Raw genomic sequence first — 12,737 nt, forward strand, 5'->3', positions numbered from 1 at the left:
CCCACAAGCGCCCGCCCTCCCAGGGGGAGCCCCCGCAGGTCATTGTCGTGGAAATTCGCAAGATCGTGTGGGGGCCTGTGGACAGAGGGCTGGGCTGTGGAAAACCTCTGAACGGTGAAGGAGCGACGATCAAGCAGCGAGGGTGGCCGAAGCCGCCCTCGCTGCGCATAGCGGGTCCAGGGCCGCGCGCACCTGGCGGATGTCGGTGCCGACCGCGGTGGCCAGGAAGCCGGGGCCGGCCAGCGGCATGACGGCGGCCTCGCCGGTCAAGGGGCCCGGGGGCAGGGGAGCGGTCGTCACCAGGGTGCCGATCGCTCGGGTGCCGCCGAGGATGGCGGGGCCGTACCAGGCCGGGGCGGACGGGCCCACGGTGAGATCGTGGCGGTAGAGCGTCTTTGCGGCGTACCGAATGGTGGTCTCGGTGCGGACGTCGCCGGGGTCCTCGTTGTGGCGGCCACAGACCAGGTCGTCGCGCCAGAGGAGGTGGCCGCCCCGGGCCACGTCGACCGTGGTGATGGTGACGTGGTCGCAGCCGGCGGCGGCGATCAGGGGCTCGGGGAGCCAGCGCAGGCGGGCGTTCTCGGCCACGGTGGCGTGGATCTCGAAGCGGGACGGCGGCAGGTGGGCGCGGCCGGGCAGGGCGAGCTGGGCGGCGACGCTGCGGATCTCGAGGGTGGCGCCGGGGGCTACGGAGATCTCGAGGCGCAGGTGGTCGCCGCGCAGGGGGCCGGCGGCGCCGCCCACCAGGTGGATCGTCGTGGGGCCGGTGCGCCGGGGCAGCAGGGGTGACTCGCCGTGCAGAACGGCGAGCCGGGTGCCGCCGTGGCCGTCGGGCTCGGCGGCGACCCGGGCGTGCGCTTGCATTCAGCCGGCGGCCGAAGCGCGGCCGGTGGCCGAAGCGTGGGCGGTGGTCGAAGCGTGGGCGGTGGTCGAAGCGTGGGCGGCGGCCGGAGCGGGGCCGGCGGACGGGGCCCGAGTCGCGACCAGGGCGCGGATCCAGTCGGCCACCGGGGTGGCGGCGCGGTCCTCGACCAGCGACAGGAAGACCGTGGGCAGCTCGCCGCGGCGGGCCCGGGCGTCGCGGTCCATCACCGACAGGTCCGCGTTGACCAGCGGGGCCAGGTCCGTCTTGTTGATCACCAGGAGGTCGGCTGTGGTGACGCCGGGGCCGCCCTTGCGGGGCACCTTGTCGCCGCCGGCCACGTCGACCACGAAGATCTGCTGGTCGATCAGGCCCTTGCTGAAGGTGGCGGTGAGGTTGTCGCCGCCGCTTTCCACCAGGACGAGATCCAGCGGGCCGAGCTCGGTCTCGAGATCCTCGACGGCGTCCAGGTTGGCGGAGATGTCGTCGCGGATGGCGGTGTGCGGGCAGCAGCCCGTCTCGACGGCCCGGATCCTCTCCACCGGGAGGACGCCGTTGCGCTTCAGGAAGTCGGCGTCCTCGGTGGTGTAGATGTCGTTGGTCACGACCGCGAGCCGCAGCTCGTCGCCGAGGGCCCGGCAGAGGGCGGCGACCAGGGCCGTCTTGCCCGAGCCGACCGGGCCGCCGATGCCGATGCGCAGCGCGCGGGGCGCTTCGGGCAGCGGGGCGTGCGGGTCGACGCCGGGGTCGGGGTGGGTGTGCGGCACGTCGTCGGGGCCGTGCGTGTGCGGTTCGGACGTTTCAGGATGCAAAGAGACGCACCTCCCAGGTGGCGTGAAGCTCGGCGCCGATGTCGAGCAGGGGAGCGCCCGCGGCCGGCAGGTCGTCGACCGGGTCGCCGGACCGGGCGGCGGCGTCGGCAGCCACCCGGTCGCAGTCGGGGGCGAGCCGGGCCAGGAGCCCGTGCACCGCGTAGGGATCGAGCCCGAGCAACCGCACCCCGGCGCTGGCGCAGCCGGTGACCGTGCCGTGCGCCGCCGCGACGGCGGCTTCGAGCGGTCCGAGGCCGGCGGCCGTCGCCAGCACGCCGAGGGCGACGGGCTGGTGAGGTTCACGACCGATCTCGGGTACGGGCCACATGGCGCGGCCCGCGCGCAGGAGCGCTCGTCCTTGAGCGCGCGAGGCCTTCCGCAGCGCCGCCGACGGCGTCCGCGCATCGAGCCCGTCGTCCAGTTCGCTTATTTCGGACATGTTCGGAGGGGAAGCGCCGGCGTGGGCGCGATGGCACGCCGCCGCGGCGAAGGTGGCCGTGACGAGGCCCGCGGTGGCCAGCTTGCCGCGGAGGAAGGCGGCCAGGCCGTCGAGGTCGCGGACGCGGCCGGCGGCGACCTGGGCCTCCAGGCCGCCGGAGTGGGCGTGGCCGCCGGACGGGAGCCGGCCGTCCGCGAGCAGCAGCAGGGTCGCGAGAGACATCTAGAAGAGGAAGTAGCGCTGGGCCATGGGCAGCTCCGTCACCGGCTCCGGTTCGATGATCTCGCCGTCGACGCGGACCTCGAACGTGTCGGCGTTCACCTCGATGTGCGGGAGCGCGTCGTTCAGCGGCATGTCCGCCTTTGTCACCGTGCGCGTGTCCGCCACCGGGGCGAAGGCCCGCTTCACGCCGATGCGGTCGCCCAGCAGGGCGTCGATCGCGGCGGGGGCGACGAAGGCCACCGAGGTCTGGGCCGGGACGACGCCGTACGCGCCGAACATGGGTCTCGGGAGCATCGGCTGCGGGGTCGGGATGGAGGCGTTCGCGTCGCCCATCTGGGCGTACGCGATCATGCCGCCCTTGAGGACCAGGGCGGGCCGCACGCCGAAGAACGCCGGGTCCCAGAGGACCAGGTCGGCGAGCTTGCCGGGCTCCACCGAGCCGACCTCGCCGGCCATGCCGTGTGCCGTCGCCGGGCAGATCGTGTATTTCGCGACGTAGCGGCGGGCCCGGTTGTTGTCGGCCGCGTTGTCGCCGGGAAGGGCGCCGCGGCGGGCCTTCATCACGTGGGCGGTCTGCCACGTCCGCATCACGACCTCGCCGATGCGGCCCATCGCCTGCGAGTCCGAGCCGATCATCGAGATGGCGCCGAGGTCGTGCAGCAGGTCCTCGGCGGCCATGGTGGACGGGCGGATGCGGCTCTCGGCGAACGCCAGGTCCTCCGGCACCGCCGAGTTGAGGTGGTGGCAGACCATCAGCATGTCCAGGTGCTCGCTGAGGGTGTTGCGGGTGTACGGGCGCGTCGGGTTCGTCGACGACGGCAGCACGTTCGGCTGCCCGGCCACCGTGATGATGTCCGGCGCGTGCCCGCCGCCGGCACCCTCGGTGTGGTACGCGTGGATCGAGCGCCCCGCGATCGCGCGCAGCGTCTCCTCGACGAAGCCCGCCTCGTTCAGCGTGTCGGTGTGGATCGCGGCCTGCACCCCGGAGGCGTCGCACACCTTCAGGCAGGCGTCGATGACCGCCGGCGTGGTGCCCCAGTCCTCGTGCAGCTTGAAGCCGCCGGCCCCGCCGCGCAGCTGTTCCCACATCGACTCGGCCGACATCGTGTTGCCCTTGCCGAGCAGCAGGACGTTCACCGGGTACGTGTCGAGCGCCTCCAGCATGCGGGCGAGGTGCCACGAGTTCGGCGTGACCGTCGTGGCCTTCGTGCCCTCGGCCGGTCCCGTGCCGCCGCCGACGATCGAGGTGATGCCGGACGCCAGCGCGGTGTCCAGCACGGTCGGGCTGATCAGGTGGACGTGGCTGTCGATCGCGCCGGCCGTCAGGATCTTGCCGTTGCCGGCGATGACCTCGGTGCCGGGCCCGATGACCAGGTCCGGGTGGACGCCGTCCATCGTGTCCGGGTTGCCGGCCTTGCCGAGCGCGACGATCCGCCCGTCCCGGATGCCCACGTCGGCCTTGACGATGCCCCAGTGGTCGAGCACCACCGCGCCGGTGATCACCGTGTCGGGCGTGCCCTCGGCACGGGTGGCCCGGGACTGGCCCATCGACTCGCGGATGACCTTGCCACCGCCGAAGACCACCTCGTCGCCGGGGCGCGGGCCGGCGCTGCGGTCCTCCTCGACCTCGATGAGCAGGTTCGTGTCGGCGAGCCGGATCCGGTCGCCTTGCGTGGGGCCGTAGAGGGCCGCGTACCGCCCGCGGTCCAGCGTGGTCATCGCGAGCTCCCGTTCTCGGGCTCTTCGGCCGTCTCCTGAGGAACGTCGGGGGCGGCCACGGCGTCGAGAGGGCCGCCGGACAGGCCGCGCAGGCCGGGGACGATCCGGGCGCCGGCGAGGGCCACCAGCTCGACGTCGCGGGGGATGCCGGGCTCGAAGCGGACGGACGTGCCCGCGGGCACGGCGAGGCGGTGTCCCCAGGCGGCCTGGCGGTCGAAGTCGAGGGCCGCGTTCGACTCGGCGAAGTGGAAGTGGGAGCCGACCTGCACCGGGCGGTCGCCGGTGTTGCGGACCGTCAGCGCGAGCCTCGTACGGCCGGGGTTGATCTCGATGGCGCCGTCGCCGGGCAGGATCTCGCCGGGGATCATGCGATCGGCCCGTGCACGGTGACCAGCTTGGTGCCGTCCGGGAAGGTCGCCTCGACCTGCACCTCGGCGAGCATCTCGGGCACGCCGGGCATCACGTCCTCGCGGGTGAGCACCCGCCGTCCCGCGTCCATCAGCTCGGCCACGGTGCGGCCGTCGCGGGCGCCCTCCAGCAGGAACGCCGTGATGATCGCGGTGGCCTCCGGGTGGTTGAGCTTGAGGCCGCGCTCCCGCCGCTTGCGCGCGACGTCGGCGGCGACGTGGATGAGCAGGCGCTCCTGCTCGTGCTGGCTGAGGAACAACCGGACCTCCCTGGTAGCGCTCCGCGAGCCTCGCAGCTCGACGTTTCGCACGTGTTACCCCGCCCGTGGCGCAAGCTGACAGAACGATCAAACCAGCTCGCGCGCACGGAAGCGGGGAAACTCGCTCAGGCTCCGGTGTAGAGGACCGCGTCGATCTCGATGTCGAAGCCGACCAGGGCGACCGGCAGCGTGGTGCGCACCGGCGGGTTCGGGCCCGAGACGTACTGCTTGTAGATCTCGTTCATCTCGGCGAAGTCGTCGAAGTCGCGCAGGTAGACGCCGAGCCGGACGGCCTGGTCGAGACTGCTGCCGGCGGCCTCGGCCACCGCGGCCAGGTTGCGGAACGCGGCGTGCGCCTGCTCGGCGAAGCTGCCCGTGACGCGGGTGCCGTCCGGCAGCGACGGGATCGCGCCGGCCAGGTAGATGAAGTCGCCGGCGACGATCGCCTGCGAGTACGGCCCGCCGACCGGTCCGGCCTTGTCGGTGTTGATGGCGCGCTTGGGCATGTCAGCATTCCTTCTCTGATGTACGCGGAAACTGCTCGGCGAGCCCGTCCGCGCCGACCAGCGGCGCGGCGAGCATCTCCCGAAGATCGTGCTGGCGCCGGTCGAGCGCCGCGCGCTGGGCCTCGGTCAGCGGCACCCAGGGCGGCGGCGCGGCCGGCAGCCGCGGTGCCAGCAGGCGACCCGCGACGTAGGTCGCCGTGTTGACGAGCCGCACCGGCGCGCGGCGGACCTGGCGGTGCGCGTCGACGACGTCGTGCTCCTCGTCGCGGACGTCGAAGACCGCGAGGTCGGCCGGGGCGCCGGGCGTGAGCGTGCCGCCCGGCAGGCCGAGGATCTCCGCGGGCCGGGTGGTCGCCATGGCGAGGACGTCGGGCAGCGCGAGGCCGACGGCGAGCAGCTTCGCCATCGTCGTCGGCAGGTCGAAGACCGGGCCGTAGAGCGAGCGGCAGTGCAGGTCGGTGGAGACCGTGTCGGGGATGATGCCCTCGTCGAGCTGCCGCTCCAGCACGTCGAAGGCGAACCCGCCGGAGCCGTGTCCGATGTCGAGCCGCACGTCGCGCGCGACGGCCGCCTTGATCGCGGGCCCGAGCGGCGCCGCGATGCCGCTGGAGCAGTGCGTCACGATGTCGCCGGGGCGCAGCAGCGCGAGCACCTCGTCGAGTGACGGCGGCGCCGTACCGATATGGACCATGACCGGGAGGCCGCAGCGGTCGGCGACGGCCAGCCCGCGCCGCAGCGGCTCGACGCCGTGCGGGCCGACGGTGTCCCGGTCGATCCGCACCTTGATGCCGCGAACGAGCTCGCGATGGGCCTGCACGGTGTCGACCGCGAGGGAGACGTCGCAGTTGTCCAGGTTGCGGCTCTCGCCGGTGCGCCCCGCGAGGCCCACGGCCGAGATGTTGAGCAGGGCGGCCACGCGCACGTCGCTGCGGGCGACGACGTCGCGCAGGCCACCCATCGTGTAGGCCCCGGCGGACCCGGCGTCGACCCAGGTCGTCACGCCCGAGTACCAGGCGATCGGGTCCGGGGAGATCCCCCAGTAGCCCGGCCCGACGTGCGTGTGCATGTCGATGAGCCCGGGGGTGACCAGCTGCCCGCCGACGTCCACGATCGTGCGCGCGTCCCTCGGCAGGGTGCCGCCGACCGCCGCGATGCGGCCGCCCGCCACCGCCACGTCGAACGGCTCGCCGCCGGCCAGCAGCAGATCCCACGTCACGGCATGCCCTCTTCCGCCGGCAGCGCCGAGGTGATGGCCAGCCGGTAGAGCCGCGTCGGCCGGCCCTTGCGGTGCATCTGGGAGCTGCCGTCGCCGACCACCAGCCGGGCCTCGCTCAGCTTGCGGATGAGCCGCCGGCCGCTCGGGTCGGTGATGCCCAGCGTGCGGGCCAGGTCGCTGGGGGAGACCGGGCGGCCCTCCAGGCCCCGTTCGATCGCCGCCAGCCGGGACAGGGTGGCGGCGCTGAGCCCCACCCGGCCGGCGAGCGACTCGATGCCGCCGTGCTCGCGGTACGTGTATGCGAGCGGCACGCCCGAGGCGCCCATCGGCCCGATCGTCATGCCGTCGTCGGTGAACAGGTACGCGCTCGGGTCGGTGTCCTGCTCGGCCCGGGCCGCCGCCCGCTCGGCGAGGGTGACGCTGAGCCGCGCGGTGGCGCCGATGCCGAAGCCGGCGACCGCCCGTACGCCCAGGGTCTCGCGCGCCTCGGCCAGCGCGGGCAGGTTGACCCACCGGTGGGTCACGGTCTCGAAGAGCGCGGCCGGCGCGAAGGCCAGCAGGCCGCGCGGGCCGCGGTGGTCGATCCACGCGTCCGCGAACTCCGGGGTGTTGAGCAGCAGGTGGTGCAGGCCCGCCCGGGCGCGGTCGAGGCCGGGGCTCTCCTCGGGCTTGGCGACGAGGAAGACGCCGGCCGCGAAGCGCCGCCGGTCGGCCTGCCGGTTGCGGATCCGCAGCGCGAGCTCGTGCAGGTCGGCGCGGATGGTGGCGGGCGTGGCGAGGGCGTGCAGCACGGTGGCCCGGCCCGCCAGCGCCGACGCGACGGCCATGCGGACGCTGATCGCGTACGGGGCGCCGGTGCGCTGGAGGTGCTCGGCGTGGAACGCGATGACGTCGGCGATCGGCCGTTCGGGGTCGAACGGCTGGGTGGCGATGGCCGCGCGGTCCAGCCCGAGCGCGCCGGCCACCTCGTCGACGGTCTCCTGGTCGAACGTGTCGATGCTGACCGGGGTGGCCGGCCAGCCGTTGCCGCGGGCGCGGGCCCAGGCGAGGGCGAGGTCGAGCGCGGCCGAGCGGGTGACGGTGACCGGCAGGCCGGGCGGGAGCAGGTCACGCGCCCGGGCGTACGGGGCCAGGCCGAGCAGCAGGCCGTCGAGCTTCTCGTCGCGCAGCAGGGCGGCGACCCGGTCGCGGATCTGGTCCTCGCGCTCGTAGACCGCCCAGGAGAGGTCGACGCCGGAGACGGTCGCGGCCGCGTCGGCGAACTGGTCGCGGTGTCCCGCGTGCAGGACCAGACCGATCACCATCGCGTACGTCCTCAGAAGTGGTTCGTTAATGGGCTTCCGTAGCGTGCTCGAATCCTCGCCCGCCGTCAAGCACCCGGGAATTTACAAGGGAAGAGGTTGACGAGAAGTGAACTGGACCGCACTCTGTAGCGCATCAATCAACGAACCATTAACGAACCTGGCTCGAATAAAACAGCAGGAGTGTTGATGAAGAAACGTCTCGCGGCCCTCGCCGCCCTGGCCCTCACCATGACCGCCTGCACGCCGTCCACCTCGGCACCGTCGGCGGCACCGTCCGACGGCGGCGCCAAGACCGGCACCCTCAAGGTGTGGCTCTTCGACGAGCCCAACCGGGCGCCGAAGGAGAAGGTCGTCGGCGAGGCGATCGCCGAGTTCAAGGCCGCCCACCCGGGCGCCGACGTGGACGTGCAGTACATCGCCGTGGACACCCGCAGCGAGCGCTTCAAGGGCGCCTTCAACGACCCGGCCAGCGCTCCCGACATGGTCGAGTACGGCAACACCGACCTGCCCGAGTACGCGGCGGCCGGTGGCCTCGCCGACCTGGGCCCGGCGGTGAGCGCCTGGTCCGAGGGCGGCGACCTGACCGCCGACGCCAAGGCCACCGCCACGTACGAGGGCACGCTGCTCGGCGTCCCGTGGTACGTCGGCGTCCGCGCGCTCTACTACCGCACCGACCTGTTCGCCGAGCTCGGCCTCCAGGCGCCGAAGAGCCAGGCCGAGCTGACCCAGGCCGCGCGCACGATCCGGGCGAAGAAGCCGGAGATGTTCGGCCTGGCCGTGGGCGGCAAGTACACCTACGCGGCCATGCCGTTCGTCTGGGACGCCGGCGGGGAGATCACCGCGATCAACTCGCCGCAGGCGCGGGCCGGGCTGAAGGCGTACACGGATCTGATCGCCGCCGACAACTGCCCGCCGCAGAACTGCGCCGACCTCACCGGCGGCAAGACGGTCGACCTGTTCGCCAGCGGCAAGGCCGGCATGGGCATCCTCGGCAACTTCAACCGGGCGGCCGTCGACGCCGGCGCCGCCAAGGGCAAGTACGCCGTCATCCCGCTGCCGGGCAGCGAGCCGGGGTCGGTCGCGCCCGCTTTCGCCGGCGGCAACAACCTCGGCATCATGAAGAACAGCCGGCGCCCCGCCCTCGCCGCGGACTTCCTGACGTTGCTGGCGAGCAAGAAGTACCAGATCAAGATGTACGAGGCGATGGGCAACCTGCCGACCCTGAAGTCCGCCTCCGACGAGGTCGCCGCGAAGGACCCGTTCGTCAAGCCGTTCGTCGACACGATCGCGGCGGGCACCAAGTTCGTGCCGCTCAACCCCGGCTGGGGCAAGGTCGACTCGGGTGCCGTGCTGCCCACGATGATCGAGAAGGTGGCCACCGGCAAGGCGACGGTGGACCAGGCGACCGACGAGGCCGCCACCCAGATCAAGGCGGCTCTCGGATCGTGACCGCCGTAACAGCCGCGCCGCTCAAAAGGCGGCGCGGCCTCACCCCCGTCTGGCTGCTGCTGCCCGCGACCATCGTGCTGGGCACGCTCTTCGCCTATCCGATGTGGCAGCTCGGCCTGCTCTCCGTGCTGGACTTCCGGCAGGCGCAGGTCAGCGGCGGCCAGCCGACCCGGTTCGTGGGCGCCGACAATTACGCCACCCTGCTCGGCAACCCGCAGTTCTGGTCGGTGCTGACCGCCACCGTCGCCTTCGCCGCGGCCTGCGTGCTGGCCACGCTCGCCGTCGGCGCCGGCCTCGCCGTGCTGCTCACCCGGATCAGCCGGGTGCCACGGCTGCTGCTGTCGCTCGCGGCGATGGCCGCCTGGGCGGTGCCCGCGGTGTCCGGCTCGACGGTGTGGATGTTCCTGTTCGACACCGACCTCGGCCTGGTCAACCAGGTGCTCGGCCTGGACGGCTTCAACTGGATGTACGACCGGTACACCGCGTTCGGCCTGGTCGGCGCGGTGGTCGTCTGGCACTCGTTCCCGTTCGTGATGGTCACCCTCTACGCCGGCATCGAGGCGATCCCCAAGTCCGTGCTGGAGGCCGCCTCGATCGACGGCGCGGGCTCCTGGCGGATCTTCTGGCGGATCATGGTGCCGGCGCTGCGCCCGCTGCTCGCCATCGTGGTGATCCAGTCGATCATCTGGGACTTCAAGGTCTTCACCCAGATCTACGTGATGACGCGCGGCGGCGGCCTCGCCGGGCAGAACCTCACCCTCAACGTCTGGGCCTATCAGCAGGCGTTCGCGAGCAGCGAGTACGGCCTCGGCGCCGCGATCGGCGTCGTCATGACCCTGATCCTGCTCGCCGTCACCCTGCTCTACCTGCGCACCCTGCGCCGATCGGGAGAGCCGCTGTGAGGATCACCCGCCGCCTGCTGGACGGGCTGGCCGTGCTCGTCGCCGTTGCGACGATCTTTCCCATCTACTGGATGGTGCTCGCCGCGGTGAAGCCGCCCGGCGAGATCCAGTCGCTGCACCAGCGCCCCTGGACGCTGGCGCCGTCGCTGGACGCGTTCCGGCGCGTGCTCACCGTCGACGACTTCGGCCGCTACCTGCTCAACAGCGTCCTCGTCGCGCTGGTCGTGGTGGTGGCCTCCGGGCTGTGCGCGTTCCTGGCCGCGGTCGCGCTGACCCGGTTCCGCTTCCGGATGCGCACGACCGTGCTGGTGCTCTTCCTGATCTGCCAGATGGTCCCGGTCGAGGCGCTCACCATTCCGCTGTTCTTCCTGGTGCGCGACATCGGCGCGACGGTGCCGGGCATCGGGCTCAACACGCTCGGCTCGCTGATGCTCGTGCACACGGCGTTCACCCTGCCGTTCGCGGTCTGGATGCTGCGCGGCTTCGTCGCCGCCGTCCCCGACGAGCTCGACGAGGCGGCGCAACTCGACGGCGCGAGCCGCTTCACGGTCCTCTGGCGGATCCTGTTCCCGCTGGTGGCCCCGGGCCTCGCCGCCACCAGCGTGTTCAGCTTCATCACCGCCTGGAACGACTTCCTGTTCGCCCGCACCTTCATCATCAGCGCGACCGACCGGCAGACTCTGCCGATGGCGCTGCTCGTCTTCTTCAAACCCGACGAGAACGACTGGGGCGCCATCATGGCAGCCTCGACCCTGATGACCATCCCGGTGCTGATCTTCTTCCTGCTGGTGCGCCGCCGCCTGGTCGCCGGCCTGGGCGGGGCGGTGAAGGACTGATGATGATCCCGCTGCCCGTCTCGGCCCGGCCCGGTCCCGGTGCCTTCCGGCTCACCGCCGGCACCCCGATGACCGTCGGCCCCGGCCTCGAGGGCGTCGCCACCTGGCTCCGCGACGCCCTGCGCTGCCCGCTTCCGCCCGGCGGGCGCGGGATCACGCTGCGCATCGATCCCTCCCTCACCCGCGAGGGGTACGAGCTGACGTGCGCTCCCGGCGCGCTCGACCTCGTGGGCGGCTCGCCGGCCGGCGTCTTCTACGCGGCCCAGTCCCTGCGGCAGCTGCTGCACCCCGCCGCGCTCCGCCGGGCCGGTCCCGTCGGCTGGGACGTCCCCGCGGTCACCGTCGCGGACCACCCCCGGTTCGCGTGGCGCGGCGTGATGCTCGACGTCGCCCGCCACTTCATGCCGGTCGCCGACGTGCTGCGCTTCGTCGACCTGGCCGCGTTCCACAAGCTCAACGTGCTCCACCTGCATCTGACCGACGACCAGGGCTGGCGCGTCGAGGTGCCCCGATGGCCCCGGCTCACCACGGTCGGCGCGTGGCGCCCGTCCTCGATGCTGGGCTCCCGCGTCCACGGCCGCGACGACGGCCGCCCGCACGGAGGCTTCTACACCAGCGACGACCTCCGCGAGATCGTCGCGTACGCCGCCGACCGGCACGTGACCGTAGTGCCCGAGATCGACATGCCCGGCCACATGCAGGCGGCCGTGGCCGCGTACCCCCATCTCGGAAACGGCTTCGACGGTGGCGTCCGCACCACATGGGGCATCTCGCCACACGTGCTGAACATGGGCGACGAGGCGCTGCGCTTCTGCCGCGACGTGCTCGACCACATCTGCGACATCTTCCCGTCGGAGCTGATCGGCATCGGCGGCGACGAGTGCCCGCCCGGGGAGTGGCAGGGCAGCCCCATCGCGGACCGGGTGGGCCTGCACGGCGTACAACCGTGGTTCACCGCCCTGATGGCCGACCACCTGGCCACCCGGGGCCGCCGCGTCTACGGCTGGGACGAGATCCTGGCCGGCGGCGCTCCGGCAGGCGCCGTCGTGGCCGCCTGGCGCGGCCCCACACCCACCACCGTGGCCGCCCGCCTCGGCCACGACGTGGTCTCCTGCCCCGACATCAAGGTCTACCTGGACTACCGCCAGTCCGACGACCCTGGCGAGCCCACCCCGGTCGGCACCCTCCTCACCCTGGAGGACGTCTACGGCTTCGACCCCGTCCCGCCCGGCCTGACCTCGGCCGAGGAGGCCCACGTCCTGGGCGGCCAGGCAAACGTCTGGACCGAGCACATGGAGCACGCCCGCCGCGTCGACTATATGACCTATCCCCGGTTGTGCGCCTTCGCCGAGGCCGTCTGGGGCGCGCCCACCCGCTCCTACGAGTCGTTTGTGGAGCGTCTGCCCGTCCACCTGGCCCGGCTGGACGCCCTGGGGGTCAACTATCGCCCGCTTGCCGGGCCCCGCCCGTGGGACGCCCGGCCCGACGCTCCCGGCAACCCGCGCACCTTGCCGGACCGGTTGGCCGAGCTCGCGCAAATGACCGCCGACCTTCCACGCCCGTAGCCGCCGCGCCCCATGCCCCCTCCCTCCTTCGCCGCACCGGCTGTCGCGTCCGCCCGCCTTTCCCTGTTGCCGCGCCGGCTGTCGCCTTCCGCCCGCCTTTTCCTGTTGCCGCGCCGGCTGTCGCCTTCCGCCCTCCTTCGCCGCGCCGCCCTCCGGCCGATGCCATCGCGCCGCCGCCCTTGCCATACCGCCCGTCGCCTCCACCTTCGCCGCGCTGCCCGCCGCGCCTTTGCCGTCT

13 protein-coding genes are annotated in these 12,737 nt (G+C 72.8%); 4 read left to right on the forward strand and 9 right to left on the reverse strand.

Annotated features, from left to right (window positions below; translation table 11 throughout):
• Positions 1-129: 129 nt before the first annotated feature.
• The 9 genes from Ade02nite_RS46430 to Ade02nite_RS46470 form a co-directional block, all read right to left on the reverse strand.
• On the reverse strand, positions 130-864 hold the full coding sequence (locus Ade02nite_RS46430; RefSeq protein WP_203777839.1) for an urease accessory protein UreD: 735 nt from the start codon (positions 862-864) through the stop codon (positions 130-132).
• Positions 865-1,674 carry an urease accessory protein UreG gene (gene ureG / locus Ade02nite_RS46435; protein ID WP_307871262.1) on the reverse strand — a complete coding sequence of 270 codons (810 nt, stop codon included), beginning with the start codon at positions 1,672-1,674 and terminating at the stop codon, positions 865-867. It lies immediately after the preceding gene.
• On the reverse strand, positions 1,664-2,335 hold the full coding sequence (locus Ade02nite_RS46440) for an urease accessory protein UreF (RefSeq protein WP_203777840.1): 672 nt from the start codon (positions 2,333-2,335) through the stop codon (positions 1,664-1,666). Before Ade02nite_RS46440 ends, ureG begins: the two co-directional genes overlap by 11 nt.
• The gene (locus Ade02nite_RS46445) at positions 2,336-4,054 is read right to left on the reverse strand and encodes an urease subunit alpha (RefSeq protein WP_203777841.1); all 1,719 of its coding nucleotides are present in this window, start codon (positions 4,052-4,054) and stop codon (positions 2,336-2,338) included. It abuts the gene before it with no gap.
• Positions 4,051-4,422 (reverse strand): urease subunit beta, encoded by a 372-nt coding sequence (locus tag Ade02nite_RS46450; RefSeq protein WP_203777842.1) that lies wholly within the window; start codon positions 4,420-4,422, stop codon positions 4,051-4,053. The genes Ade02nite_RS46445 and Ade02nite_RS46450 overlap by 4 nt, the downstream gene beginning before the upstream one ends.
• Positions 4,419-4,721, reverse strand: a complete 303-nt coding sequence (locus Ade02nite_RS46455; RefSeq protein ID WP_203777843.1) for an urease subunit gamma — start codon at positions 4,719-4,721, stop codon at positions 4,419-4,421. Before Ade02nite_RS46455 ends, Ade02nite_RS46450 begins: the two co-directional genes overlap by 4 nt.
• A 125-nt stretch (positions 4,722-4,846) precedes the next feature.
• Positions 4,847-5,227: a RidA family protein gene (locus Ade02nite_RS46460; RefSeq protein ID WP_203777844.1), complete on the reverse strand. Its 381-nt coding sequence runs from the start codon at positions 5,225-5,227 to the stop codon at positions 4,847-4,849.
• 1 nt (position 5,228) lies between these two features.
• Entirely contained in the window at positions 5,229-6,443 is a 1,215-nt protein-coding gene (locus tag Ade02nite_RS46465) for an amidohydrolase family protein (RefSeq protein ID WP_203777845.1), read from the reverse strand.
• Positions 6,440-7,747 (reverse strand): helix-turn-helix domain-containing protein, encoded by a 1,308-nt coding sequence (locus Ade02nite_RS46470; protein ID WP_203777846.1) that lies wholly within the window; start codon positions 7,745-7,747, stop codon positions 6,440-6,442. The genes Ade02nite_RS46465 and Ade02nite_RS46470 overlap by 4 nt, the downstream gene beginning before the upstream one ends.
• A gap of 186 nt (positions 7,748-7,933) precedes the next feature.
• On the opposite strand from Ade02nite_RS46470, the gene Ade02nite_RS46475 reads away from it, so the two are divergent.
• From Ade02nite_RS46475 to Ade02nite_RS46490, 4 genes are read left to right on the forward strand one after another with little or no spacing between them, the layout of a single operon-like run.
• Positions 7,934-9,196, forward strand: a complete 1,263-nt coding sequence (locus Ade02nite_RS46475) for an extracellular solute-binding protein (protein ID WP_203777847.1) — start codon at positions 7,934-7,936, stop codon at positions 9,194-9,196.
• Complete coding sequence (locus tag Ade02nite_RS46480; RefSeq protein ID WP_239169562.1) at positions 9,193-10,098, forward strand: carbohydrate ABC transporter permease; 906 nt, start codon at positions 9,193-9,195, stop codon at positions 10,096-10,098. Before Ade02nite_RS46475 ends, Ade02nite_RS46480 begins: the two co-directional genes overlap by 4 nt.
• Positions 10,095-10,934, forward strand: a complete 840-nt coding sequence (locus Ade02nite_RS46485; protein WP_203777848.1) for a carbohydrate ABC transporter permease — start codon at positions 10,095-10,097, stop codon at positions 10,932-10,934. The genes Ade02nite_RS46480 and Ade02nite_RS46485 overlap by 4 nt, the downstream gene beginning before the upstream one ends.
• The gene (locus Ade02nite_RS46490) at positions 10,934-12,499 is read left to right on the forward strand and encodes a beta-N-acetylhexosaminidase (RefSeq protein ID WP_239169563.1); all 1,566 of its coding nucleotides are present in this window, start codon (positions 10,934-10,936) and stop codon (positions 12,497-12,499) included. The genes Ade02nite_RS46485 and Ade02nite_RS46490 overlap by 1 nt, the downstream gene beginning before the upstream one ends.
• Positions 12,500-12,737: the final 238 nt, after the last annotated feature.

The sequence above is a fragment of the Paractinoplanes deccanensis genome (genome assembly GCF_016862115.1).
Classification (GTDB): domain Bacteria; phylum Actinomycetota; class Actinomycetes; order Mycobacteriales; family Micromonosporaceae; genus Actinoplanes; species Actinoplanes deccanensis.